Raw genomic sequence first — 24,247 nt, 5'->3', positions numbered from 1 at the left:
CGACCCTCCATCGTGGACAATCTCCTGAAGCAGTTTGCGCAGTCATCGCAACTCGCCGGCGGCAACGCCTCCTATATCGAGGACCTGTACGAGCAGTACCTCGTCTCCCCGGACAGTGTGGACCCCAAATGGAAGTCCTACTTCGACGGTTTCAAGGGCCGCGAGGCAGGTGATGTCCCGCATTCGGCCGTCATCGCCCACATCGCCGAGGCCGGCCGCAACGCGTCCAGCGCCGTGGCCAGTGCCGGCGGCGGCGACGAGCGCGAGCGCAACGTCGGACGCCTGATCACCGCCTACCGCTCGCGCGGCCACCTCGGCGCGCAGCTCGACCCGCTGGGCCTGACCCCGCCGGTCAACCCGCCCGACCTGGGCCTGGCTTTCCACCACCTGTCCGATGCCGACCTCAACGACGAGTTCAGCACCGGCGGCGTCGGCGGCCAGCCGCGCATGAAGCTGCGCGACCTGCTGGCGCGTCTGAAGGCGACCTACACCGGCTCCATCGGCGCCGAGTTCATGTACATCGCCGAAGTCGACCAGCGCCAGTGGCTGTACCAGCGCCTGGAAAGCGCCGGCGGCAACTACAACCTCGACGCGGACACCCAGCGCCGCACCCTGGAGCGGCTGACCGCGGCCGAGGGCCTCGAGCGCTACCTGCACACCAAGTACGTCGGCCAGAAGCGCTTCTCGCTGGAAGGCGGCGATTCGCTGATCCCGATGATGGACACGGTGATCCGCAGCGCCGGCAAGGACGGGGTCAAGGACGTGGTGATCGGCATGGCCCACCGCGGCCGCCTGAACGTGCTGGTCAACACCCTGGGCAAGAACCCGCGCAAGCTGTTCGACGAGTTCGAAGGCCGCTTCGAGCACGACGACCGTGCCGTGGCCGGCGACGTGAAGTACCACATGGGCTTCTCGGCCGACGTCGCCACCGCCGGCGGCCCGGTGCACCTGGCGCTGGCGTTCAACCCGTCGCACCTGGAGATCGTCGACCCGGTGGTCGCCGGTTCGGTGCGTTCGCGCCAGGAACGCCGTGGCGACACCGCGCGCAAGCAGGTCATGCCGATCCTGATCCACGGCGACGCCGCGTTCGCCGGCCAGGGCGTGGTGATGGAGCTGTTCCAGATGTCGCAGGCGCGCGGCTTCGCGGTCGGCGGCACCGTACACATCGTCATCAACAACCAGGTCGGCTTCACCACCTCCAACCGCGACGACTCGCGCTCGACCCTGTACTGCACCGACATCGCCAAGATGGTCGGCGCGCCGGTCCTGCACGTGAACGGCGACGATCCGGAGGCGGTGGTGTTCGCCGCGAAGCTGGCCTACGACTTCCGCCAGCAGTTCCACAAGGACGTGGTGATCGACCTGGTCTGCTACCGCCGCTGGGGCCACAACGAGGCCGACGAGCCGGCGATCACCCAGCCGCTGATGTACCAGGTGATCCGCAAGCACAAGACCACCCGCGAACTGTACGCGGAGAAGCTCGAGGCCGCGGGCGTGATCCCGGCCAATGGCGGCAAGGCGCTGGTCGATGCCTACCGCGAGAAGCTCGATTCGGGCGAAGTCACCACCGAGCTGGCACAGGTCGAGAAGACTCCGCCGACCAGCAAGCTGTACGTGGACTGGCCGAAGCTGCTGGCCGGCAAGCTGTCCGACCCGGTCAGCACCCGGGTGCCGATGGCCGAACTGACCCGCCTGGCCAAGCTGATCAACACCATCCCCGAGGGCGTGGAACTGCACTCGCGCGTGGCCAAGGTCTATGACGACCGCCGCAAGATGGCGGCCGGCGAGATCCCGGGCGACTGGGGCTTCGCCGAGAACCTGGCCTACGCCACCCTGCTCGACCAGGGCCATGGCCTGCGCCTGGTCGGCCAGGACGTCGGCCGCGGCACCTTCACCCACCGCCACGCGATCCTGCACGACCAGAAGACCGACGCCTATTACCTGCCGCTGCGCCAGCTGGTGCAGTCGCCGGAGCAGGCCACCGTCATCGACTCGCTGCTCAGCGAGGAGGCGGTGATGGCCTACGAGTACGGCTTCTCCACCACCGATCCCAACACCCTGTGCATCTGGGAAGGCCAGTTCGGCGACTTCGCCAACGGCGCCCAGGTGGTGATCGACCAGTTCATCGCCTCCGGCGAGGCCAAGTGGGGCCGCATTTCCGGCCTGACCCTGCTGCTGCCGCACGGCTACGAAGGCCAGGGCCCGGAACACAGCTCGGCGCGCCTGGAGCGCTTCCTGCAGCTGTGCGCGCTGGAGAACATGCTGGTCTGCGTGCCGTCGACCCCGGCCCAGGCGTTCCACATGCTGCGCCGCCAGCTGTGCATGACCACCCGCAAGCCGCTGGTGGTGATGTCGCCCAAGTCGCTGCTGCGCCACAAGCTGGCCGTTTCGACCCTGGACGAACTGGCCAACGGCGAGTTCCAGCACCTGATCGGCGACGCCAGCGCCGACGCCAAGAAGGTCCAGCGCGTGGTGCTGTGCTCGGGCAAGGTCTACTACGACCTGCTGGAAGACCAGACCAAGCGTGGCCAGGACGACGTGGCGATCATCCGCGTGGAGCAGCTGTACCCGTTCCCGCGCCCGCAGCTGGCCGCCGAACTGAAGAAGTACGGCAAGGCCGCCGACGTGGTGTGGTGCCAGGAAGAGCCGATGAACCAGGGCGCGTGGTACCAGATCCGCCACCACCTGCAGGCCTGCCTGGCCGATGGCCAGAACCTGCACTACGCTGGCCGCCCGCGTTCGCCGTCGCCGGCCGTCGGCCACATGGCCGACCACCTGCGCGAACTGCAACAGCTGCTCGCCGATGCGCTGGTCAACCCCTTCAACGACCAGTTCGCTGAATAACTCTCCCCCTTTCACCAAGAATACGAACCAGGAAGCCCCTGCATGGCCACCGAAGTCAAAGCCCCGGTACTGCCCGAATCCGTCGCTGACGGCACCATTGCCACCTGGCACAAGAAGGTCGGCGACGCGGTCAAGCGTGACGAAAACCTGCTTGACCTGGAAACCGACAAGGTCGTGCTCGAGGTCCCGTCGCCGGTCGATGGCGTGATCAAGGAGATCAAGTTCCCCGAAGGCGCCACCGTGACCAGCAGCCAGGTCGTGGCGATCATCGAGGAAGGCGCCGTCGCCGCCGCGCCGGCCCCGGCTGCCGCCGAGGCACCGAAGGCCGCAGCCCCGGCACCGGCCGCTGCGGCCGCCGCGCCGGCCCCGGCCCCGGCCGCCAAGTCCGCCGCCGACAACCTGCCCCCGGGCGCCCGCTTCTCGGCCATCACCGAAGGCGTGAACCCGGCCGACGTGGCCGGCACCGGCCGCCATGGCGCGGTGACCAAGGAAGACATCGTCAACTTCGCCCGCAACGGCGGCGTCGGCAAGGCCGGCGGCGCGCGTCCGGAAGAACGCGTGCCGATGACCCGCATGCGCAAGCGCATCGCCGAGCGGCTGATGCAGTCCAAGGAATCCATCGCCATGCTGACTTCGTTCAACGAAGTCAACCTGGCCAAGGTTTCGGCCGCGCGCAAGGAACTGCAGGACGAGTTCCAGAAGGCCCACGGCATCAAGCTGGGCTTCATGAGCTTCTTCGTGAAGGCCGCGGCCAACGCGCTGCAGCGCTTCCCGCTGGTCAACGCCTCGGTCGACGGCGACGACATCATCTACCACGGCTACTCGGACATCTCCATCGCCGTGTCCACCGACAAGGGCCTGGTGACGCCGGTGCTGCGCAACGTCGAGCGCATGTCCTTCGCCGACATCGAGCAGGGCATCGCCGATTACGCCAAGAAGGCGCGCGACGGCAAGCTGGCGCTGGACGACCTGCAGGGCGGCACCTTCACCGTCACCAACGGCGGCACCTTCGGCTCGCTGATGTCGACCCCGATCGTCAACCCGCCGCAGAGCGCCATCCTCGGCATGCACACGATCAAGGAGCGCCCGATCGCCGAGAACGGCCAGGTCGTGATCGCGCCGATGATGTACATCGCGCTGTCCTACGACCACCGCATCATCGACGGCAAGGACGCGGTGCAGTTCCTGGTGGACATCAAGAACCAGCTGGAAAACCCGGGCCGCATGCTGTTCGGTCTGTAACACCCGCCGACCCCTCCCCCCGCGGAGGGGTCGGTCGCTCCGGGGCCGGCCCAGCGCCCGCCCCTTCCCCGGCGCCCCGCGCCACCGGCTTCGTCCCCGAAGCCGAAGGAAAGCACCAAGGAACCTCAAATGGCTGAACAATTCGACGTCGTCGTCATCGGTGCCGGCCCGGCCGGCTACCACGCCGCCATCCGCGCCGCCCAGCTGGGCCTGAAGACCGCCTGCATCGACGCGGCGCTGGGCAAGGACGGCAAGCCGGCACTGGGCGGTACCTGCCTGCGCGTGGGCTGCATCCCGTCCAAGGCACTGCTGGACTCCTCGCGCCAGTACTGGAACATGGGCCACATCTTTGGCGACCACGGCATCAGCTTCAAGGACGCCAAGATGGACGTCGAGAAGATGGTCGGCCGCAAGGACGCCATCGTGAAGCAGTTCACCGGTGGCATCGCCCAGCTGTTCAAGGCCAACAAGGTCGCCGCCTACTACGGCTTCGGCCAGCTGCAGGCCGGCAACGTCGTCAAGGTCAAGCAGCATGACGGCAGCGAGGTCGAGCTGAAGGGCACCAACGTCATCATCGCGGCCGGCTCGGATTCGATCGAACTGCCGTTCGCCAAGTTCGACGGCGAGACCATCGTCGACAACGTCGGCGCGCTGGACTTCACCGAAGTACCGGGCCGTCTGGCGGTGATCGGCGCCGGCGTGATCGGCCTGGAACTGGGCAGCGTGTGGAAGCGCCTGGGCGCCGAAGTGACCATTCTCGAGGCGATGCCGGAGTTCCTGGCCGCCGCCGACGCCGAAGTGGCCAAGGTCGCCGCCCGCGAATTCAAGAAGCAGGGCCTGGACATCAAGCTCGGCGCCAAGGTCAGCAAGACCGAAGTGACCGGCAAGGGCAAGAAGAAGGAAGTGGTGGTCACCTACACCGATGGTGAAGGCGAGAAGACCCTGACCGTCGACAAGCTGTTGGTGGCCGTCGGCCGCCGCGCCGCCACCCAGGGCCTGCTGGCCGAGGGCACCGGCGTGCAGGTCAACGAGCGCGGCCAGATCGTGGTCGACGACCATTGCCACACCGGCGTCGACGGCGTCTGGGCGGTGGGCGACTGCGTGCGCGGGCCGATGCTGGCGCACAAGGGCTTCGAGGAAGGCATCGCGGTGGCCGAACTGATCGCCGGCCTGCCGGGCCACGTCAACTTCGACACCATCCCGTGGGTGATCTACACCGAGCCGGAACTGGCCTGGGTCGGCAAGACCGAAGCCCAGCTCAAGGCCGAGGGCATCCCGTACAAGGCCGGCAGCTTCCCGTTCGCCGCCAACGGCCGTGCCGTGGCGATGGTCGAGCCGGCCGGCTTCGTCAAGGTGCTGGCGCACGCCGAAACCGACCGCGTGCTGGGCATGCACCTGGTCGGCGCCAATGTCTCCGAACTGGTGCACGAAGGCGTGCTGACCATGGAGTTCAGCGGCTCGGCCGACGACCTGGCCCGCATCTGCCACGCCCACCCGTCGCTGTCGGAAGTGATCCACGACGCGGCCATGGCGGTCGGCAAGCGCGCCATCCACAAGGCCAACTGAGCGCCACCGGCCTGACCCAGAAGGCTCCGCCCCGGCGGAGCCTTCTTGCTTTTGCATTCCCCCGATCGCGCCCTGTTCATCGACGCGATCCGCACACCTCCCCAGGACCTCCCATGAAATCGATCTGCGTCTACTGCGGCTCCAACCCCGGCGCCAATCCCCTGTACATCGAGCGCGCCACCGAACTGGGCACGCGCATCGCCCACGAAGGCCTGCGCCTGATCTACGGCGGCGGCCGCACCGGGCTGATGGGCGCGGTAGCCGACGGCGTACTGGCCGCCGGCGGCCAGGTCACCGGGGTGATCCCGCAGCACCTGGTGGACCTGGAAGTGGCGCACCAGGGCGTGACCACGCTGGAGGTCGTCGGCTCCATGCACGAGCGCAAATCGCGCATGTTCGACCTGTCCGACGCCTTCGTCGCCCTGCCCGGCGGTTTCGGTACCGCCGAAGAGATCTTCGAGATGCTGACCTGGCGCCAGCTCGGCATCTGCAACAAGCCCTGCGCCTTCCTCGACGTCAACGGCTTCTACGCCAGGCTGATCGGCATGATCGACCACATGGTGGAAGAACGCTTCCTGCACCCGGAACAACGCCAGGACCTGTGGTACGGCGACGACGCCGGGCAGATGCTGGCGTGGATGCGGGCTTATTCGCCGGCGCAGGCGGACAAGTGGTTCGACGAGAAGCTGCGCGCGGCGTTGCGGTAAGGCCATTGGCGCGTGGCGACACGGCAGGAATCAACGGCGCCTCACTTCCAGCAGGGCGCGGTTCGACGAAAAGCTGCGCGCGGCGTTGCGGTAAGTCCACTGGCACTGCGTTGCGGCAGGAACACAGGCGCGTGACGATGCGGCAGGCGTTGCTGGCGCCGCCTCCCTGCCCTGGCGCGGAATAACCGCGCCCTGCGTTGCGGACAGCCCACCGGCACGTGCCGCGGCGGCAGGCATCCGCGCGACCGTGGTCCAGCACGGTGCGGTTTGACGGAGCACCCCGCGCCGCGTTTCCGCACGGTGCCCGGCGCGTGGCGACGCGATCGCTGTCGGCGCGTGGCCGTTCCTGCCTGGCGCGGTTCGACGAACGCCGCACGGCATTGCGGTGGGCGCCGGCAGGTGCCGGCATCGACCACGCGGCGGTGCGGCGGTTCACGCCATCCGGTACAGCGTCGCTTCGCGTGGCAGCGGGTGGCCCAGCAGATAGCCCTGGCCGAAATTGCAGCCCATGTCGAACAGCGTGCGCAGCTGGCGCTCGTCCTCCACGCCTTCGCCGATGGTCTCGATGCCCAGGGTACGCGCCAGCGACACCACGCCCTCGACCAGCGCCTGCGTGCTCTTGCCGTTGTCGGCGTGCAGCCCGGCCACGAAACTGCGGTCGATCTTCAGCGCGCTGATCGGGAAGCGGTGCAGGTAGGACAGCGCCGAATAGCCGGTGCCGAAATCGTCCAGCTGCACCACGATCCCGCGCTCGCGCAGCTGGTACAGGGTACGCAGCGTGCGCGGGGCGTCCTCCAGCAATGCCATCTCGGTGATCTCCACCCGCAGCCGCCCCGGGTCGGCGCCGGCCGCTTCCAGCAGCCCCAGCAGGCGCGCGGCGAACTCGGACGAGCGGAAATGCCGTGGCGAGACATTCACCGAAACATAGCCCGAACCGGTGCCGGCCAGGTCGCGCACCACCTGCTCGTAGATCAGCCAGTCCACCTGCTCGATCAGGCCGCTTTCCTCGCCCAGCGAGATGAACTCGCCCGGCAGCAGCAGGCCCCTGCCCTCGTGCTGCCAGCGCAGCAGCGCCTCGTGGCCGACCACGGCACCATCGGCCAGCGACACGATGGGCTGGTAGAACGGCAGGAAATCATTGTTGATGATCGCCCGGCGCAGGTCCGCCTCGAGTTCCAGGCTCTGCAGCGACTGCTCGCGCATGGCCTCGTCGAACAGCATGCAGCGATCCTGGCCCATGCCCTTGGCGCGGTACATCGCCGCATCGGCGTCGCGCAGCAGTTCCGCGCCGGAGGTGTAGCGCGGGCTCCACAGGGCGATGCCGATGCTGCCCGACGGGAACAGCTCGCGGCCGTCGACCCACATCGAGTGCTCCAGCGAACGCAGCAGGCGCCGGCCGACGTCCATGGCCTCCTTGGCGCCGTCGCAGCGCACCAGCAGCGCGAATTCGTCGCCGCCCAGGCGCGCCACCACGTCGTCGCTGCGCAGCATGCCCACCAGGCGCTGCGCCACTTCCACCAGCATGCGGTCGCCGGCGGCATGGCCGATGCTGTCGTTGACCCACTTGAAGCGGTCCAGGTCGAGGAACAGCAGCGCGAACATCGGGCCCATGCCCAGCTGCGCGTGTTCGATCGCCTCTTCCAGCTTCTCCAGCAACTGCAGGCGGTTGGGCAGGCCGGTCAGCACGTCGTGCATCGCCAGGTGGGTCAGGCGCTGCTCCACGCGCATGCGCTCGCCGATCTGCGCCAGCAGTTTCTGGTTGACCTCGCCCAGCTCGCGGGTGCGCTCGGCCACGCGCTGCTCCAGCTCGGCATGCGCCTGCAGCAGGCGATTGCGGTCGCGCTGGCGCGCCAGGCTGTTGCCGATGTTGCGCGCCACGAACGCCAGCAGCCGCTGGTCGTGGGCGGTGAAGCTGACCTGCGGGTTGTAGCTCTGCACCGCGATCACGCCCACCACTTCGTCGTCGCTGAACAGCGGCACGCCCAGCCAGCACTGCGACTTGGCGCCGAATTCGCGCACCTCGCCGCGCGCGATCAGCTGGTCGATCTCGGCCCGGGTCGCGAGCAGCGGCTGGCCGCTGCGGAGGGTGTACTCGGTCAGGCCGCCACTGAAGGCGCGCGACGCGCGCACCCGGTTGAACTCGTCCACCGAATAGACGAAATCCAGCCCGTCGCCCTGCTCGTTGACCAGCGCGATGTAGAAATTGCTCGCGTCCAGCAGGCCGCCGATCACCCGGTGCACCTCGGCATGGAACACCGCCTGGCTGCCTGCGCTCATCGCCAGTTCCGAGACATTGAACAGCGCCGCCTGCAGGGCCTCGGCGCGCCGCCGCTCCTGTATTTCCTCCTGCAGGCTGGCGTTGGCCCGCTCCAGCTCCAGCGTGCGCCGCTGCACGTGCTGCTCCAGCTGCACGTGCGCCTGGCGCCGGTCCATGGCGGTCAGGATGTGCTTGGCCACGAAATTGAGCACGTCGCGGTCCTCGTCGCCGTACTGCACGCCGCTCTCGTAGCTCTGCACCACGATGGCGCCGCACACGGTACCGTCGCGCCACATCGGCACCCCCAGCCAATCGGCGCTGTCCGGGCCGCTGTGCACGGAATGCTGGTGGTCCAGCACCTGCAGCAGCTCGCGCGAAGGGCCATGCATGGTCCTGCCCAGGCGCAGCACCGCGAAGGTCAGGCTGTCCTGCATTTCCTCGAAACGGAAACGCCGCTCCGGATGCGGCGCGAAGTTGTCCAGTTCGTCGGCGAAATACAGGAAGCGCAGGCTGCTCTGGTGCTCGTCGCATTCGACGATGTAGCAGTTGTCCGCGTACATCAGGGTGCACAGGATGCGGTGGAAATGGGCCAGCATCTGCGGCATTTCCAGGTCGCTGCCGGCCAGGTCGGCGATCTCGAACAGGGCCCGCTGCAGGCGTTTGGCGCGTTCGAGCTGCTCGATCTGCACGCCCTGGCGCAGCGACACCAGCACCGCGGCGACCAGCGCGTGCGCGGTGCCCAGCCAGGCCTGCCGCTGCGCGTCGGAGAAACTGGCGTCGATCTCGGCCAGCACCACGATGCGGGCGCCACCTTCCCCGTCGGTCCAGCGTTCCACCACGGCCTGGCGCAGGCCGTCCGGCAGCGGCTCGCCCGCCAGCAATGCGCGCACCGGTCCGCGCAATCCATCGGCCCCCGGGCTGACGCAGTCGCCCTGCCCGAGCACCGCATCGTCCCAGGCGAGCGCCACGGCGCTGCCCTGGGGCAGCAGGCCGTGCAGCGTCGCCACCACGCGGTTGGTCGGCGAATCGGTGTCCACGCGGCCGCTGCCGGCATGCAGGTCGAGTTGGCGGTGGGACATGATCTCCATGCGTGTTCCGGGTTCCGGCACTCCGGAACTCCCCTGTCGCAGCATAATGCCGCAACCACCGCCTGCGGTGCGCCCGCGCCGGGGCTGGCTGAATCGGCGCCGGCCCGCGCCCGGCGGCGACTAGGCAGTGGCGCGGCCAGCGCTTAGGCTGGGGCGCGTGGACACCGCCCTCCAAGCCCCGACCGACGAAGCGCTGATGCTGGCCTACGCCGAAGGCGATGGCGAAGCCTTCGCCGAGCTGTATGCGCGGCATCGCGCGCGGCTGTTCCACTACCTGCTGGGCCAGCTGCGCGACCGCGCGTTGGCCGAGGAGCTGTTCCAGGACGTATGGCAGCGGATGATCCTGGCCCGCTCGCGCTGGAAGCCGGAGGCGAGCTTCGCCACCTGGCTGTTCCGCATCGCCCACAACCGCCTGAACGACCACTGGCGCGCAGCGCGGCACCGGCCCGCCGCCCCGGACGATGCCGAACAGCGCACCGCGCGCCTGGCCGATGCCTGCACCCCGGAACTGCTGGCCCACGAACAGGACGAACGGCTGCGGCTGCGCCAGGCCATGGCCGAGTTGCCGCAGGAGCAGCAGGAAGTCCTGATCCTGCGCCTGGAGCAGGAACTGAGCCTGGAGGAGATCGGGCAGATCACCGGCGTGGGCCGGGAAACCGTCAAGTCGCGGCTGCGCTATGCGATGGACAAGCTGCGCGCGAGGTTGAGCGAATGAACAGGTCCGAACCCCTGACTCCCGAAGAGCGCGAACTGGCACGGCTGCTGGGCCGTCCCGCCGCGGGCATCGCGCCGTCGGCGCGGATCGACGCGGCCATCGCCGCGCTCGCGCGCGAACCGGCCGGGTCGGAACCGGCGCCGCGGCCGTCCGCGCCCCCGGCCACTTTCACTACCGGCGCGCGCCCGGCACGACGCGGCTGGCGCCGCGGCCTGGTGTCCTCGCTCGCCGCCGCCGCGTCGCTGGTGCTGGTTGTCGGCCTGGCCTGGCAGCTGCGGCCCACGCCACCACCGCTGCCCGCGGCGGTGGTACCGGCGCCGATGGCCGCCACGGAGGCGCGCGACGCGGCGGCATCGCCCCCGCCGCCGCCGTCCATTCCCGCCCCCATGGCAGCGCCACCGCCAAGCCAGGCCCCTGTCGACAGCCACGCACGGAAAGCAGCAGCGCCCGCGCGGGCCGCACCGGCAGCGGCGCGCGCGCCGGTCGCCTCCGTGCCGCCTCCGCCGCCTTCGCCGCCGCCGGCACCCGCCGCGCCTGCGCCTGCCCCTGCCACTGCCACGGCATCGCGGGTTGGCCCCACGGCGTCCAGCTACGCGCTGGAACCCGCCGCCGCGGCGGAGCAGGCCGCGGTGCAAGCCGAACTGCGTCTGCATTCGCCCCCCCAGGACGCACGCGCGGCTGCGCCGGTCCAGGCGTCCGCCGCCAGGCGGCCCGAACCGACCGCAGCGGAGGTCGTGCCCGCCGCGTCGGCCGCCATCGACGGGGACGCGCGCCTGCCGCGTCGGCAATGGCTGCAGCGCATCCGCGCGCGGCGTGCCGACGGTGACCTGGACAACGCACGTGCCAGCCTGGAGCGTTTCATGCAGGTCTATCCGGAAGCCCGTATCCCGCGCGACCTGCGGCCGTTGCTGGGCGACTGAGCGGCATCCCGCCGGCGGTTGCCGCGCGCGGGCCCGGTCCCGTCCGGCAAATGATTGCCCGGCGGCCTAGAATGTGGGCGATGCCCGACACCCTCGCCGCACCCGCCAGCCACCTGCTGGAGATCAAGCACAGCCGTTTTCTTGCCCAGGCCATGCCGATCGGCAATGCGGCCGATGCACTGTCCTTCGTCAGCACGGTCTCGGTGGCCGACGCCACCCACAACTGCTGGGCCTACCGCTGCGGCAACGAATACCGTTCCAGCGACGACGGCGAGCCCGCCGGTACCGCCGGTCGCCCGATCCTGGCGGCGATCGATGGCCAGGGCTACGACCGTGTCGTGGTGGTGGTGACCCGCTGGTACGGCGGCATCAAGCTCGGCGCCGGTGGGCTGGTGCGCGCCTACGGCGGCACCGCCGCCGAATGCCTGCGGCTGGCGCCGCGCCTGCCGCTGGTGGCGATGCGCAGGCTGCGGCTGGCGTGCCCGTTCGCCGAGCTGGGCACCGTGCATGCGCAGTTGGCCGCGCATGCGGCGGACAAGCTCGGCGAGGAATTCGACGAGCATGGCGCGCAACTGGCCATCGAACTGCCCGCCGAGCGGGTGGACGGCTTGAAAACCCATCTGCGCGACGCCACCCGTGACAGGGTGCGCTGGCTCGACGCCGGCGGCTGACGCCGGCACCGCCCTTCCTTTTTCCACTGCCACGCCCATGACCGATACCGCCACCGCTCCCTCTTCTTCCGCCAAGGCACGGCTGGGCACGCTGCGGGCGCTGTGGCCGTTCGTGCGCCGCCACATGGCGCTGTTCACCGCCTGGCTGGCGGCGCTGGCGGTGGCTTCGGTGGCCACGCTGAGCTTCCCGGTCGCGTTCCGGCGCATGATCGACGACGGCTTCAGCAACGGCAGCAACATCGACCAGGTATTCCTGCTGGTGTTCGCGGTGGTGGTGGTGCTGGCGGTGGCGAGCGCCGCGCGCTTCTTCTTCGTGTCGCTGCTGGGCGAAAAAGTGGTGGCCGACCTCCGGCGCCAGCTCTACGCGCACCTGATCGCGCTGGACGCGCAGTTCCATGACCGCAACCGCAGCGGCGAACTGGTCTCGCGGTTGTCCGCCGACAGCGAACTGCTGCGCAGCGTGGTCGGCAGCAGCATGTCGGTGGCGCTGCGCAGCACCGTGACGGTGGTCGGCAGCGTGGCCATGCTGTTCGTCACCAGCCCGCGGCTGGCGGCGTTCACCCTGGTCGGCATCCCGCTGGCGGTCCTGCCGATCATCCTCGGCGCACGCCGGCTGGAAAAGGCCTCGCGCGCCAGCCAGGACCGCGTCGCCGATGCCAACAACCTCGCCAGCGAAACCCTGGGCGCGGTCCGCACGGTGCAGGCGCATGCGCGCGAAGGCTACGAAACCGGCCGCTTCGCCGACGCGGTGGCGGTAGCGGTGGCCACCGCGCGCGGACGCATCCGCACCCAGTCGCTGGTCACCGCCATCGTCATCACCCTGGTGTTCGGCGCGGTGGTGCTGGTGCTGTGGTCGGGCGCGCATGACGTGATCGCCGGGCGCATCAGCAAGGGCGAGCTGGGCCAGTTCGTGTTCTACGCGCTGATCGGCGGCGGCTCGGTAGGCGCACTGGCCGAGGTGTGGAATGAACTGCAGCGTGCCGCCGGCGGCATGGGCCGCATCGCCGAACTGCTGCAGGAACGCCCGGGCGTCAGCGCGCCGCCCGCGCCGCTGGCGCTGCCCACGCCGCTGCGCGGCGATATCCGCTTCCAGGACGTGGTCTTCCACTACCCGCAGCGCCCCGGGCAGCCGGCGCTGGACGGCTTCACCCTGCACGTGCGGCCGGGCGAGACCGTGGCGCTGGTCGGCCCCTCCGGGGCCGGCAAGAGCACGGTGCTGTCGCTGCTGCTGCGTTTCCACGATCCCGAGGCGGGAACCATCAGCGTCGATGGCATCGACCTGCGCCAGGCCGAACCGACCGCGCTGCGCGAACGGATCGCGCTGGTGCCGCAGCAACCGGCGCTGTTCGCCTCCAGTGCCGCCGACAACATCCGCTACGGACGCCTGCAGGCCAGCGACGAGGAAGTGCATGCCGCCGCCCGCGCCGCCGAGGCCGACGATTTCATCCGTGCCCTGCCCGAGGGCTACGCCAGCGAGCTCGGCGAGCGCGGCGCGCGCCTGTCCGGCGGCCAGCAGCAGCGCATCGCCATCGCCCGCGCCCTGCTCAAGGACGCGCCGATCCTGCTGCTGGACGAAGCCACCAGCGCGCTGGACGCGCAGAGCGAACGCGCGGTGCAGCAGGCGCTGGAACGGCTGATGGCCGGCCGCACCACGCTAGTGATCGCGCACCGCCTGGCCACCGTGCTCAAGGCCGACCGCATCGTGGTGATGGACCACGGCCGCATCGTGGCGCAGGGTACCCACGCGCAGTTGCTGCGTGAGGGCGGCCTGTACGCGGAACTGGCGCGGCTGCAGTTCATCGACTGACGACGCCACGCTAACGCGCGCCGATGCAGGCTGGCCCGGACGTACCGGGTTGCATGCCACGCAGGAGGTTGCCGATGTCGTTCCGTCAGTTCCCCGCCACCGACAGCAACGGCGAGAGCCGCATCATCATCGAGTTCGTTCCCGAGCCCGGCAGCGCCGGCAACGGCGATACCACGCCGCGCTATGAACTGGACGATGGCCGCCACCTGCGGCGCAACGCGCGCGAATTCGTCACGCTCGACGGACAGGTGCGGCTGCACATCTGAACAACCGGCGGGCACCCGCGCGCACGATTTCCGTGCGTGCGCCGGCCTTGTCGCCACACGCGCCGGCATCACCGCCGGTGCGCGCATCCAGCTGGCGAATAATTGACCAGCCATCTTGACAGCCTTGCGCCGCAACGGCTGCCGGCGTTCATCCACAGGCTTGTGCGCAGGTCATCCACACCCGCTGTGGATGAATGCGCGGGACACCGCCGACAACGCCTGGCGGAGCGGTGCTGCCGGCGATGCGACCGCAACCGGTGCTTTCCCCGGATCGCCGATGCGCGCCGGCCAAAAATTCGCCATCCATCTTGACAGCCTTGCGCCACAACGGCTGCCGGCATTCATCCACAGGCTTGTGCGCAGGTCATCCACACCCGCTGTGGATGACGCACGTTCAGTGCTGCAGTACCCGGCCGATGCCGGTGTGGTCGATCTCGCGCGCGGCCGCGTCCAGCAGGTCCGGCGCATAGCGCTGGGCGAAGCCGATGCGGAAATGCACCTCGCCCGCAGGCGTACGCGAGGAATGGATCGAGGACAGGCTGATGCCGTGCCGTTCGAAAATGTGCAGCAGCTCGCGCAGCGAACCGGCACGATCCTCGGGCAGGTGCACGCTCATCGCGCGCGTGTCGGTGAGGTCGGCCAGCAGGTAGCCCAGGCGCTCGAAGCTGTAATTGCCATCGCGCAGCACCTGCTCGCCCACCGCCTGGCGGTTGTCGTCCAGGAACTGGCTGCGGAAGGCCGCCCGCGCCGCATCGCTGCCGTCGGCCAGCTGCGCGCGCAGCTGCCGCAGCTGCTCCAGCATGCGGTCCAGCACCTCGCCCGCGTGCGGGTTGCCGAACTGGATGTCCTCGTAGATCGCCGGGTTGAGCGACAGGATGCGCGAGATCACCGCCGCATCCAGTTCGAATGCGGTCGAGCGGTACGGCATCAGCGCCTGCAGTTCGCCAAGCAGCGGCGCGTAGCTGCGCAGCACGCCGGCCTGGGCCAGGTGGCTGGCATGTACCAGCGCCTGCACCAGCGCCATCACCCGGTCGTGGTGCTCGGGCGTGGCCGGCACGCACTCGGCCTCCAGCGCGGCATACAGCCGTTCCAGCCAGGGCTGCCAGCACGCGGCCACGCGCGCCTCGCACACCACCATCACCCGGCCCTTGAGCGTGGGCGCCTTGGGCGGCGCGGTCATCGGATGCAGCCCGGCCACGGAGGCCTGCGAGCGCAGCATCGCCGCCATCGGTGCGCTCTTGATCGAGGTCACGTCCAGCCACAGCCTGCCGCGTTCGCGCCCGCCCGAGCGCCGTACGTACTCGTCGATCAGGGCCGGCGTATGCCGGATCGGCGCCGAGAACAACAGCACGTCGGCGCGCTCGAGCAGCTGTTCGGGCGTCTGCGAGGCGGCGTCGACCGGATCGTGGCCGATCACCTCCAGCCCCATGCGTGCCTGGAAAAACCCGCGCAGCCAGCGGCCATAGGCGCCGCCGCTGCCGACGATGCCGACGACCGGCGCCTGCGCCGCGCTCACGCCAGCCGCTCGGCGCGGAACCGGTGCGGCGTACCCAGTGCCGCCGGCGCCGCCGCCAATACGTCGAATTCCTCCACGCCGTGCGCCAGCGTCGCTTCCAGCGCGGCATGTACGCCGGCGATGGCGCGCCCCACCGCGTCGTCGAAGCGATGGCCCTTGAGCAGGAACGCCACCAGCAGCGACATCAGCACATCGCCGGTGCCGGCCACGTCCACCGGCAGGTGCGGCGAGGCCCAGCGCCAGACCTCGTCGCGGCCGATCGCCAGGGTCACCAGTTCGCCCGGCACGCCGGACACCGAATGCGCGATCACCCACTGCGGGCCGCGTTCAAGCAGCACGCGCGAAGCGGCGATGGCGTCGTCCTGGCGTAGCGCCGGCATGCCGGTCAGGCGGCCCAGTTCGAAGGCATTGGGGGTGACCAGCCAGGCATGCGGCAGCAACCGCTCGGCGAAGATGCGCTCCAGCCCCGGCTCGACATAGGGACCGGTGTGGGTATCGCCGATCACCGGGTCCAGGCAGTAGCGCAGGTCCGGGCAGGCGGGCAGCACCGTGTCCAGCCAGTCGGCGAACGCCGCGCCGTTGGCCACGCTGCCGAAATAACCGGACACCAGCGCGCCGGCGCGCTGCGGCAGGCCGCGCTCGCTGGCTCCCTGCAGCAGTTCGGCGAACCAGTCCGCCGGCAGCACGCGGCCGCGCAGCGTCGCGTAGAACGGCGCGTTGCTGAGCAGGGTGGTGGGAATCTCCGCCACGCGCAGGCCCAGCGCGCGCAGCGGCGGCACCGCTGCGCTGTTGCCGGCATGGCCGTAGACCAGCTGCGACTGTACGGAAATCACGTCCACCGGCGAAGGCCCGTCCGGGCGTTGCCGGCGACCGTGCACGAGATGGCTGTGGTCGACGTCGTTCATCGCCGCATTCTACGCCTGCACAAACGGTGGCCGGCGGCATGGATGCGCACGCAACCAAATGCCGGAAACGACGAAGCCGCAGCGGACTGCGGCCTGGTCATGGCATTGCAGCGATCGCGCCGGGTCAGGACGAGGTCATACGGTCCCAGAAGCCCTTGACGCCGTCCAGGAAAGTGGCCGACTTGGGCGAGTGCTTGCGCGCCTCCTCGCCACTGAAGGTGGCCTCGAACTGCTCCAGCAGCCGGCGCTGCTCGGCGGTCAGGTTGACCGGCGTCTCCACCACGATGCGGCAGTATAGGTCGCCCTCGGTACGGCTGCGCACCGAGCGCACGCCCTTGCCGCGCAGGCGGAACAGTTTGCCGGTCTGGGTCTCGGCGGGAATGCGGATCTCCGCCTCGCCGCCCAGCGTGGCCACGCGCACGGCGTCGCCCAGCGCCGCCTGCGAAATGCGGATCGGCACTTCGCAGTGCAGGTCGTCGCCGTCGCGGGTGAAGATCGGGTGCTCGCGCACGCGCACTTCCACGTAGAGGTCGCCCGGCGGGGTACCGGCCGGACCGGCCTCGCCCTCGCCCTGCAGGCGGATGCGGTCGCCGGTATCGACGCCAGCCGGCACTTTGACCGACAGCACCTTGTCTTCCTCGACGCGGCCATTGCCATGGCAGGTCCTGCACGGGCGGGCGACGATCTGGCCGCGGCCGCCGCAGTTGTGGCAGGCCTGCTGCATGGCGAAGATGCCGCGCTGCATGCGCACCTGGCCACGACCGCCGCAGACGTTGCAGGTCTCGACCTTGCCGTCCTCCGAACCGCTGCCGTCGCAGTCGCCGCACTCGACCAAGGTCGGGATTTCGATGCGCCGTTCCACGCCGGCCACCGCTTCCTCCAGGTCCAGCTCCATCACGTAGCCGATGTCGGCGCCGCGACGCGCCTGGCGGGCGCCGCCGCCCCCGCCGAAGATGTTGCCGAAGATGTCGCCGAAGATGTCGCCCATGTCCGGGCCACCGGGACCGCCGCCCATGCCGCCCATGCCGTGTTCGAACGCGGCGTGGCCGTGGGCGTCGTACATGCGCCGCTTGTTGCCGTCGGACAGGACCTCGTAGGCCTCCTTGCACTCCTTGAAGGCGGCTTCGGCCGCGGCATCGCCCGGGTTGCGGTCCGGGTGGTGCTTCATCGCGCAGCGACGGTAGGCCTTCTTCAGTTCCTCGTCGCCGGCGTCGCGGGAGACACCCAGTACTTCGTAGTAATCGCGCTTGCTCATGCTCTACCTCTCCCTCCCCCTCCAGGGGAGGGCTGGGGCGGGGGTTCGTGGATGCGACAAGGGCCCGGGACCGCGATGCGGTCCCGAACCCTCACCCCGGCCCCTCTCCGCGCAGGGAGAGGGGCACCGGACGTCAGGACTTCTTGTCGTCCTTGACCTCGGTGAACTCGGCATCGACCACGTCGTCGTTCGACGGGCCGGCCGCACCGGCACCCGGGGCCGGGCCACCCTGCTCGCCGGCCGAAGCGGCGGCGTACAGCGACTGGCCGGCTTCCTCCAGCGCCTTGGAACGCGCCTCGATCTGCGCCTTGTCGTCGCCCTTCATCGCGGTTTCCAGGTCGGCCAGGGCCGCCTCCACCTTGCCGATGACATCGCCGCCGACCTTGCTGCCGTGCTCGGTGATGGCGCTGCGGGTGGCGTGGATCAGGCCGTCGGCCTGGTTGCGCGCCTGCACCAGCTCCTGGAACTTCTTGTCTTCCTCGCGGTGCGCCTCGGCGTCGGCGACCATCCGGTTGATCTCGTCCTCGGACAGGCCCGAGCCGGCCTTGATCTCGACCTTCTGCTCCTTGTTGGTCTTCTTGTCCTTGGCCGAGACGTGCAGGATGCCGTTGGCGTCGATGTCGAAGGACACCTCGACCTGCGGCAGGCCGCGCGGCGCCGGTTCGATGCCGGTCAGGTCGAACTTGGCCAGCGACTTGTTGTAGCGGGCCTGTTCGCGCTCGCCCTGCAGCACGTGCACGGTCACCGCCGACTGGTTGTCCTCGGCGGTGGAGAACACCTGCGAGGCCTTGGTCGGGATGGTGGTGTTCTTCTCGATGATCTTGGTGAACACGCCACCCAGGGTCTCGATGCCCAGCGACAGCGGGGTCACGTCCAGCAGCAGCACGTCCTTGACGTCGCCGGCCAGCACGCCGCCCTGGATCGCGGCGCCCAGCGCCACGGCCTCGTCCGGGTTGACGTCCTTGCGCGGCTCCTTGCCGAAGAACTCGGCCACGGCCTGCTGCACCTTCGGCATGCGGGTCTGGCCGCCGACCAGGATCACCTCGTGGATATCGCTCGAACGCAGGCCGGCATCGTTCAGCGCGGTGCGGCACGGCTCGATCGACTTCTTGATCAGGTCTTCCACCAGCGCTTCCAGCTTGGCGCGGGTCAGCTTGATGTTCAGGTGCTTCGGACCGGACGCGTCGGCGGTGACGTACGGCAGGTTCACCTCGGTCTGCTGCGCGCTGGACAGCTCGATCTTGGCGCGCTCGGCCGCGTCCTTCAGGCGCTGCAGGGCCAGCGGGTCCTTGCGCAGGTCGATGCCCTGGTCCTTGTTGAACTCGTCGACCAGGTACTCGATGACGCGGTTGTCGAAGTCCTCGCCGCCGAGGAAGGTGTCACCGTTGGTGGCCAGCACTTCGAACTGCTTCTCGCCGTCGACGTTGGCGATCTCGATGATCGACACGTCGAAGGTGCCGCCGCCCAGGTCGTAGACGACGATCTTGCGGTCCTTGTTGTCGCCCTTGTCCAGGCCATAGGCCAGCGCAGCCGCGGTCGGCTCGTTGATGATGCGCTTGACGTCCAGGCCGGCGATGCGGCCGGCGTCCTTGGTCGCCTGGCGCTGGCTGTCGTTGAAGTACGCCGGCACGGTGATGACCGCCTCGGTGACCTTCTCGCCGAGGAAGTCCTCGGCGGTCTTCTTCATCTTTTCCAGCACCTTGGCGGAGATTTCCTGCGGCGCCATCTTGCGGCCGTCGCTGGTCTGCACCCAGGCGTCGCCGTTGTCATGGGCCAGGATGCCGTACGGCACGTGGGCGATGTCCTTCTGCACCTCGCCGTCGGTGAACTTGCGGCCGATCAGGCGCTTCACCGCGTAGAAGGTGTTCTTCGGATTGGTGACGGCCTGGCGCTTGGCCGAGGCGCCCACCAGCACTTCGCCGTCCTTGGTGTAGGCGACGATGGAAGGCGTGGTGCGGTCGCCTTCCGAGTTCTCGATGACGCGGGCCTTGCCGCCGTCCATGATCGCCACGCACGAGTTGGTGGTGCCGAGGTCGATACCAATGATCTTGCCCATGGGGGACTCCTGAGGATTCGTGTGCCGGCAGCCGCCGGGTATGAATGGGATGTGGGGGATGGCCGGATGACATTCAAGCCACCCCCGGAACGCTGTTTGCCGCTGGCCGCCGGCGTTAAGGCGGCGGCCAGCCGGCCGGGGTCAGTCGACCCGGGCCACCACCACCAGCGCCGGCCGCAGCAGGCGCTCGTTGAGCAGGTAGCCCTTCTGGAACACGGTCACCACCGCGCCCGGGGCCATCCCGGCCGGCGCGTCGACCTGGCTGATGGCCTGGTGATGCTCGGGATTGAAGGCCTGGCCCACCGGGTCGAGCAGGGTCAGGCCGTTGTCGGCAGCGACCTTGAGCAGTTGCTTGTAGGTCAGCTCCAGCCCTTCGCGCAGCGGGCTGGGCTCGCTGCCGGCGGCGGCCAGCCCCGCGTCCAGGCTGTCGAACACCGGCAGCAGCTCGCCCAGCAGCTTCTCGTTGGCGAACTTGCGCGCCTGTTCGATGTCGCGCGCCACGCGCTTGCGCTGGTTTTCCAGGTCGGCGCGCTCGCGCAGCGACTCGCCCTTGAGCTGCTCGATCTCGGCGCGCAGCGCCTGGACCTGCGCGTCCTGCGCCGCGGCCATGCCGTCGGCGCTGTTGTCGGTCTCGAATTCGGGGTGGTCTTGGTTCATTTCCGGTTCCCTGGCGGTCGTTCTGCCGCCTGCCTGCTCCCCCGTATGTGGGCTGCCCCCCGGGTTTCAAGGTTCCGGCTCATCCGGTGCGACGGCCGCGCATTAATGTGGCGCCCGGAGCGCCCTTCCCGGATTGACCCGCCGCATGCACATGCTAGTTTTGCGCGGCCCCATCTTCTGCCGACCATGCTCAGACATCTTTCGATCAAGGATTTCGCCGTCGTCCGCGCCACCGAACTGGAGTTCGGGCCAGGCATGACCGTGGTTTCCGGCGAGACCGGCGCCGGCAAGTCGCTGATGGTCGACGCCCTGGGCTTCCTGTCCGGGCTGCGCGCCGACAGCGGCGTCGTCCGCCACGGCGCCAGCCGGGCCGAGCTTTCGGCCGAATTCGACCTGGACGACGGCGCCCCGGCCCGCCGCTGGCTGCAGGACAACGAACTGGACGACGAGGACCAGTGCCAGCTGCGCCGGGTGATCCGCGCCGACGGCGGCTCGCGCGCCTTCATCAACGGTCGCCCGGTACCGGTGTCACAGCTGGCCGAACTGGCCGCCTTCCTGGTCGAGATCCATGGCCAGCACGAACAGCAGGCGCTGCTGTCGCGCCCCAGCCAGCTGGCGCTGCTCGACGCCTATGCCCGCAACGACGCCGAGCGCGCCGCGGTACGCGCCGCCAGCAGCCGCTGGCAGGCGCTGGTCGACGAGCGCGACGCGCTGTCGCAGCAGGGCGACGTCTCCGACCGCATCGCCTTCCTGGAGCACCAGTTGGGCGAACTGCAGCGCGAGGAACTGGAACCGGCCGCGGTGGCGGCGCTGGCCGCCAGCCACCGCCGCCAGGCGCATTCCACCGCGCTGATCGAAGCCTGCCAGTACGCCGGCGGCGCGCTCAACGGCGACGATGGCCCGTCCCTGCTCGGCCTGCTGCAACAGGTGCGGCACGAACTGTCGCGGGTCAGCCAGCACGACCCGCGGCTGGGCGAGATCGACGGCATGCTCGACGCCGCCGGCATCCAGCTGCACGAGGCGCTGGCCCAGCTGGACCGGGTGCAGGACGATCTGGACAGCGACCCGGAGGCGTTCGAGGACATCGAGCGCCGGCTCGGCCGCCTGCACGACCTGGCACGCAAGCACCGGGTGTCGATGGAGGAGCTGGCGGCCACCCGCGAGCGCATCGCCGCGGAGCTGGAACAACTGCGCGGCGCCGACGCGCGGCTGTCGCAACTGGCGGGCGAGATCGACAAGGCGGCCGCGCACTGGCAGGCGCAGGCCGCCGTGCTCACCGCCAGCCGCGCCACCGCGGCCAGCGCGCTGTCGGACACCACCACCGCGCTGATCGGCGAGCTCGGCATGGGCGGCGGCCAGTTCCTGATCGAGCTGGAACCGCAGCCGCAGCCGCGCCCGGACCCGAATGGCGCCGAACGGGTCGAATTCCTGGTCGCCGCCAACGCCGGGCAGCCGCCCAGGGCGCTGCGCAAAGTCGCCTCCGGCGGCGAACTGTCGCGCATCTCGCTGGCCATCGAAGTGGCGGCACTGGGCCTGGATGCGGTACCGACCATGGTGTTCGACGAGGTTGATTCGGGGATCGGCGGTGCCGTGGCCGATATCGTCGGCAAGAAGCTGCGCGCCCTGGGCGAGCGCCGCCAGGTGTTGTGCGTGACCCACCTGCCGCAGGTCGCTTCCAAGGGCCATGCCCATTACCGGGTCAGCAAGGCGCCGGTGGAAGGCATGACCCAGAGCGCGGTGGAACTGCTCGATGCCAAGGGCCGCGAGGAAGAGCTGGCACGCATGCTCGGCGGCGCCGAAGTCAGCAAGGAAGCCCGCGCCGCGGCCCGCAAACTGCTCGCCGAGGCCTCCGAGGCCTGAGCCGGCCCGGCACGGCACTGCCGGGCCAGGGCCGGGACCCGCCGCACGGGCCCCATCCGCGCCGCCGGGCCTGACCCACCTGACAGCGGCCGCCTCGCTGCCGCTACCGGGCCGGTGCAGGCCAGCGCAGCCGCCGGGCGTCACGCCCCGGCGCTGCCCCTGCATGCCCTTCCCCGCCCCGGGTGCGGGAGGAGGCGCAGACCCGCTGAAACGACGACACCGGCACAAGGCCGGTGTCGTCAGGTACGGGCGCCCAATGGCTGCTCAGCGGCGCTTCTTGCGCACGTAGAGCACGAGCGAATGCTCTTCCAGTTCGTAGCCGTGCTCGGCCGCGATCCGTTTCTGCAGTTCCTCGATCTCGCGGCTCTCGAACTCGATGATCTTGCCGGTATCCACGTCCACCATATGGTCGTGATGGCCACCCCGGTCCAGCTCGTAGACCGCCTGCCCGCCCTCGAAATTGTGCTTGAGCACCAGGCCGGCCGCCTCGAACTGGGTCAGCACGCGATAGACCGTCGCCAGGCCGATCTCGTCGCCGCAGTCGAGCAGCTGCCGGTAGATGTCCTCGGCGGTCAGGTGGTGGTGGGGGGTGTTCTGCTCGAGCAGCGCCAGGATGCGCATCCGCGGATGCGTCACCTTGAGGCCGACTTTGCGCAGGTCGTTGGATTCCATGGCCATCGTGTTCATTGGCGGTTTGACGCCAGTTGCCTCCGGTCAGATCGCGCTGGGTGCCGGGGAGTGTATCATCGCCGGGATTTCCTCATTCGCCCGTCCCAATGCGCAACCTCCTGCTGATCGCCGTTGTCGCCCTGTCCACCACCGGGTGCGGCATCATCTACAAGCAGCCCATCTACCAGGGCAACCTGCTGCAAGAAAAGTCCGTCGCACAGCTGCAGGTGGGCCAGAGCAAGCAGCAGGTCAACGCGCTGCTTGGAACGCCGTCCATCCCCGACCCGTTCCACGCCCAGCGTTGGGATTACACCTCCAGCCAGCGCGTCAACCGCCTGGGCAGGACCGAGGTGAAGAACTTCACCGTGTTCTTCGAGAACGACCGGGTCACCCGCTGGGAAGGCGACTACTTCCCCAACGAGGACGGCGAACTGGCCAAGCGCAGCGTGCGCCAGTTCGGCCCCAACCTGGCCAAGGACAAGAAGAAGCGCGGCGGCCGCTGACGCCCGCCACCGCGCACCGGATCAATCGCCGCCGCGCGCCCGCCGGCGGCGATTTTCTTTGGGGTCGGCCAACAACGGCCTGAGCAGCTCGACGCGGTCACCGTCCTGCAGCAACTGCTGCGGCCGCGCCAGCACGCCATGCACGGCCACCGCCCGGGATTGACCACCGGGATCGAGCGCCGCCGCCACCGCGTCGGCCACCGTCGCCCCCTCGGGCAATACCAGCTCGCGCCGCAGGTAGCGCTCCGGCCAGGCCAGCACCACCTCCACCCGCACGCCTCAGCCCCCCTGCTCGGCCACGCGCACGAAATCGTTGACCATGCGGTCGGCCAGGCCCTGGAAGCCCAGCGCCAGCGCCGGCCCGAGCAGGCGCGAGGTCGGCTCGAACTCGAGCTCCAGGCTCACCTTGCAGGCGGCGTCGGACAATGGCTGGAACTGCCAGCGGCCATGCAGGCGCTTGAACGGGCCGTCCTTCAGCTGCATGTCGATGCTGCCCGGGCGCTGCAGGGTGTTCTCGGTCATGAACCAGGTGCGGAAGGAGCCCAGCCCCAGGTCGAGGCGGGCCACCAGCCGCTCCGGGCCCGCTTCCAGGATCTGCGCCGCCTCGCACCAGCGGAAACGCCGCGGATAGGCGGCAACGTCGTTGACCAGGTCGAACATGCGCTCGGCCGGCTGTTCGACCAGGGCGCTGCGGCGGATGATAGGCATGCGGGATACGGACGGATGTTCGGAAAGCCTCCGAA

20 protein-coding genes are annotated in these 24,247 nt (G+C 69.6%); 11 read left to right on the top strand and 9 right to left on the bottom strand.

From position 1 onward, the window contains the following. Positions 1–12 precede the first annotated feature (12 nt). From MKP15_RS04525 to MKP15_RS04510, 4 genes are all read left to right on the top strand, one after another. Positions 13–2,844, top strand: a complete 2,832-nt coding sequence (locus tag MKP15_RS04525) for a 2-oxoglutarate dehydrogenase E1 component (protein WP_161615484.1) — start codon at positions 13–15, stop codon at positions 2,842–2,844. Between the two features lie 42 nt (positions 2,845–2,886). Further along, complete coding sequence (gene sucB, locus MKP15_RS04520) at positions 2,887–4,086, top strand: dihydrolipoyllysine-residue succinyltransferase (protein WP_240211932.1); 1,200 nt, start codon at positions 2,887–2,889, stop codon at positions 4,084–4,086. 129 nt (positions 4,087–4,215) lie between these two features. Further along, complete coding sequence (gene lpdA, locus MKP15_RS04515; protein ID WP_240211931.1) at positions 4,216–5,652, top strand: dihydrolipoyl dehydrogenase; 1,437 nt, start codon at positions 4,216–4,218, stop codon at positions 5,650–5,652. Between the two features lie 113 nt (positions 5,653–5,765). Next, positions 5,766–6,359 (top strand): TIGR00730 family Rossman fold protein, encoded by a 594-nt coding sequence (locus MKP15_RS04510; protein ID WP_240211930.1) that lies wholly within the window; start codon positions 5,766–5,768, stop codon positions 6,357–6,359. A 432-nt stretch (positions 6,360–6,791) separates the two neighbouring features. Here MKP15_RS04510 and MKP15_RS04505 read toward each other — a convergent pair whose 3' ends face one another. Continuing rightward, entirely contained in the window at positions 6,792–9,695 is a 2,904-nt protein-coding gene (locus tag MKP15_RS04505) for an EAL domain-containing protein (RefSeq protein WP_240211929.1), read from the bottom strand. A gap of 205 nt (positions 9,696–9,900) precedes the next feature. On the opposite strand from MKP15_RS04505, the gene MKP15_RS04500 reads away from it, so the two are divergent. The 5 genes from MKP15_RS04500 (at position 9,901) to MKP15_RS04480 (ending at position 14,083) form a co-directional block, all read left to right on the top strand. Next, the gene (locus tag MKP15_RS04500) at positions 9,901–10,419 is read left to right on the top strand and encodes an RNA polymerase sigma factor (protein WP_233996379.1); all 519 of its coding nucleotides are present in this window, start codon (positions 9,901–9,903) and stop codon (positions 10,417–10,419) included. Next, positions 10,416–11,339, top strand: coding sequence for a hypothetical protein (locus tag MKP15_RS04495; RefSeq protein WP_240211928.1), 924 nt, complete (start codon positions 10,416–10,418; stop codon positions 11,337–11,339). Before MKP15_RS04500 ends, MKP15_RS04495 begins: the two co-directional genes overlap by 4 nt. A gap of 80 nt (positions 11,340–11,419) precedes the next feature. Then, positions 11,420–12,010, top strand: coding sequence for a YigZ family protein (locus MKP15_RS04490; protein ID WP_240211927.1), 591 nt, complete (start codon positions 11,420–11,422; stop codon positions 12,008–12,010). A 37-nt stretch (positions 12,011–12,047) separates the two neighbouring features. Beyond that, on the top strand, positions 12,048–13,817 hold the full coding sequence (locus MKP15_RS04485; RefSeq protein WP_240211926.1) for an ABC transporter transmembrane domain-containing protein: 1,770 nt from the start codon (positions 12,048–12,050) through the stop codon (positions 13,815–13,817). A 74-nt stretch (positions 13,818–13,891) separates the two neighbouring features. Further along, the gene (locus MKP15_RS04480) at positions 13,892–14,083 is read left to right on the top strand and encodes a hypothetical protein (RefSeq protein WP_104939092.1); all 192 of its coding nucleotides are present in this window, start codon (positions 13,892–13,894) and stop codon (positions 14,081–14,083) included. Positions 14,084–14,477: 394 nt separating this feature from the next. Here MKP15_RS04480 and MKP15_RS04475 read toward each other — a convergent pair whose 3' ends face one another. The 5 genes from MKP15_RS04475 to grpE all read right to left on the bottom strand — a co-directional run bounded on the left by MKP15_RS04475 (position 14,478) and on the right by grpE (position 20,472). After that, positions 14,478–15,599 carry a prephenate dehydrogenase gene (locus tag MKP15_RS04475; RefSeq protein WP_240211925.1) on the bottom strand — a complete coding sequence of 374 codons (1,122 nt, stop codon included), beginning with the start codon at positions 15,597–15,599 and terminating at the stop codon, positions 14,478–14,480. Next, positions 15,596–16,504 carry a pyridoxal kinase gene (gene pdxY, locus MKP15_RS04470; RefSeq protein WP_240211924.1) on the bottom strand — a complete coding sequence of 303 codons (909 nt, stop codon included), beginning with the start codon at positions 16,502–16,504 and terminating at the stop codon, positions 15,596–15,598. Before pdxY ends, MKP15_RS04475 begins: the two co-directional genes overlap by 4 nt. Before the next feature lie 124 nt (positions 16,505–16,628). Further along, positions 16,629–17,759 carry a molecular chaperone DnaJ gene (dnaJ, locus tag MKP15_RS04465; RefSeq protein ID WP_104939095.1) on the bottom strand — a complete coding sequence of 377 codons (1,131 nt, stop codon included), beginning with the start codon at positions 17,757–17,759 and terminating at the stop codon, positions 16,629–16,631. Positions 17,760–17,892: 133 nt separating this feature from the next. Then, positions 17,893–19,815 (bottom strand): molecular chaperone DnaK, encoded by a 1,923-nt coding sequence (dnaK, locus tag MKP15_RS04460; protein ID WP_240211923.1) that lies wholly within the window; start codon positions 19,813–19,815, stop codon positions 17,893–17,895. A 141-nt stretch (positions 19,816–19,956) separates the two neighbouring features. After that, positions 19,957–20,472 carry a nucleotide exchange factor GrpE gene (grpE, locus tag MKP15_RS04455; protein ID WP_240211922.1) on the bottom strand — a complete coding sequence of 172 codons (516 nt, stop codon included), beginning with the start codon at positions 20,470–20,472 and terminating at the stop codon, positions 19,957–19,959. Between the two features lie 186 nt (positions 20,473–20,658). Between grpE and recN the strand changes: the two genes are divergently transcribed. Further along, complete coding sequence (gene recN, locus MKP15_RS04450) at positions 20,659–22,332, top strand: DNA repair protein RecN (protein WP_240211921.1); 1,674 nt, start codon at positions 20,659–20,661, stop codon at positions 22,330–22,332. A gap of 264 nt (positions 22,333–22,596) precedes the next feature. On the opposite strand, the gene fur is transcribed toward recN, so the two are convergent. Then, positions 22,597–23,004, bottom strand: coding sequence for a ferric iron uptake transcriptional regulator (gene fur / locus MKP15_RS04445; RefSeq protein WP_054668708.1), 408 nt, complete (start codon positions 23,002–23,004; stop codon positions 22,597–22,599). A gap of 104 nt (positions 23,005–23,108) precedes the next feature. On the opposite strand from fur, the gene bamE reads away from it, so the two are divergent. Then, a complete protein-coding gene (bamE, locus tag MKP15_RS04440) occupies positions 23,109–23,504 on the top strand; it encodes an outer membrane protein assembly factor BamE (protein ID WP_104939099.1) in 396 nt (131 codons plus the stop codon). A gap of 21 nt (positions 23,505–23,525) precedes the next feature. Here the strand turns inward: bamE and MKP15_RS04435 are convergent, their stop codons facing one another. Together MKP15_RS04435 and MKP15_RS04430 are read right to left on the bottom strand one after the other, a co-directional pair. Further along, complete coding sequence (locus MKP15_RS04435) at positions 23,526–23,780, bottom strand: RnfH family protein (RefSeq protein WP_240211920.1); 255 nt, start codon at positions 23,778–23,780, stop codon at positions 23,526–23,528. 3 nt (positions 23,781–23,783) lie between these two features. Next, positions 23,784–24,212, bottom strand: coding sequence for a type II toxin-antitoxin system RatA family toxin (locus MKP15_RS04430; RefSeq protein WP_161613652.1), 429 nt, complete (start codon positions 24,210–24,212; stop codon positions 23,784–23,786). Positions 24,213–24,247: the final 35 nt, after the last annotated feature.

The organism is Stenotrophomonas sp. Y6 (genome assembly GCF_022436665.1).
Lineage (GTDB): Bacteria > Pseudomonadota > Gammaproteobacteria > Xanthomonadales > Xanthomonadaceae > Stenotrophomonas > Stenotrophomonas acidaminiphila_A.
Note: the sequence above shows the minus strand (reverse complement) of the source record. Positions and strands in the feature narration are given on the sequence as shown.

Coding starts and splice junctions, on each gene's coding strand:
- sucB (WP_240211932.1), top strand. CDS start 2,887: ATGGCCACCGAAGTCAAAGCCCCGGTACTGCCCGAATCCGTCGCTGAC.
- lpdA (WP_240211931.1), top strand. CDS start 4,216: ATGGCTGAACAATTCGACGTCGTCGTCATCGGTGCCGGCCCGGCCGGC.
- MKP15_RS04510 (WP_240211930.1), top strand. CDS start 5,766: ATGAAATCGATCTGCGTCTACTGCGGCTCCAACCCCGGCGCCAATCCC.
- MKP15_RS04505 (WP_240211929.1), bottom strand. CDS start 9,695: ATGTCCCACCGCCAACTCGACCTGCATGCCGGCAGCGGCCGCGTGGAC.
- MKP15_RS04500 (WP_233996379.1), top strand. CDS start 9,901: ATGCTGGCCTACGCCGAAGGCGATGGCGAAGCCTTCGCCGAGCTGTAT.
- MKP15_RS04495 (WP_240211928.1), top strand. CDS start 10,416: ATGAACAGGTCCGAACCCCTGACTCCCGAAGAGCGCGAACTGGCACGG.
- MKP15_RS04490 (WP_240211927.1), top strand. CDS start 11,420: ATGCCCGACACCCTCGCCGCACCCGCCAGCCACCTGCTGGAGATCAAG.
- MKP15_RS04485 (WP_240211926.1), top strand. CDS start 12,048: ATGACCGATACCGCCACCGCTCCCTCTTCTTCCGCCAAGGCACGGCTG.
- MKP15_RS04480 (WP_104939092.1), top strand. CDS start 13,892: ATGTCGTTCCGTCAGTTCCCCGCCACCGACAGCAACGGCGAGAGCCGC.
- pdxY (WP_240211924.1), bottom strand. CDS start 16,504: ATGAACGACGTCGACCACAGCCATCTCGTGCACGGTCGCCGGCAACGC.
- dnaJ (WP_104939095.1), bottom strand. CDS start 17,759: ATGAGCAAGCGCGATTACTACGAAGTACTGGGTGTCTCCCGCGACGCC.
- dnaK (WP_240211923.1), bottom strand. CDS start 19,815: ATGGGCAAGATCATTGGTATCGACCTCGGCACCACCAACTCGTGCGTG.
- grpE (WP_240211922.1), bottom strand. CDS start 20,472: ATGAACCAAGACCACCCCGAATTCGAGACCGACAACAGCGCCGACGGC.
- recN (WP_240211921.1), top strand. CDS start 20,659: ATGCTCAGACATCTTTCGATCAAGGATTTCGCCGTCGTCCGCGCCACC.
- fur (WP_054668708.1), bottom strand. CDS start 23,004: ATGGAATCCAACGACCTGCGCAAAGTCGGCCTCAAGGTGACGCATCCG.
- bamE (WP_104939099.1), top strand. CDS start 23,109: ATGCGCAACCTCCTGCTGATCGCCGTTGTCGCCCTGTCCACCACCGGG.
- MKP15_RS04430 (WP_161613652.1), bottom strand. CDS start 24,212: ATGCCTATCATCCGCCGCAGCGCCCTGGTCGAACAGCCGGCCGAGCGC.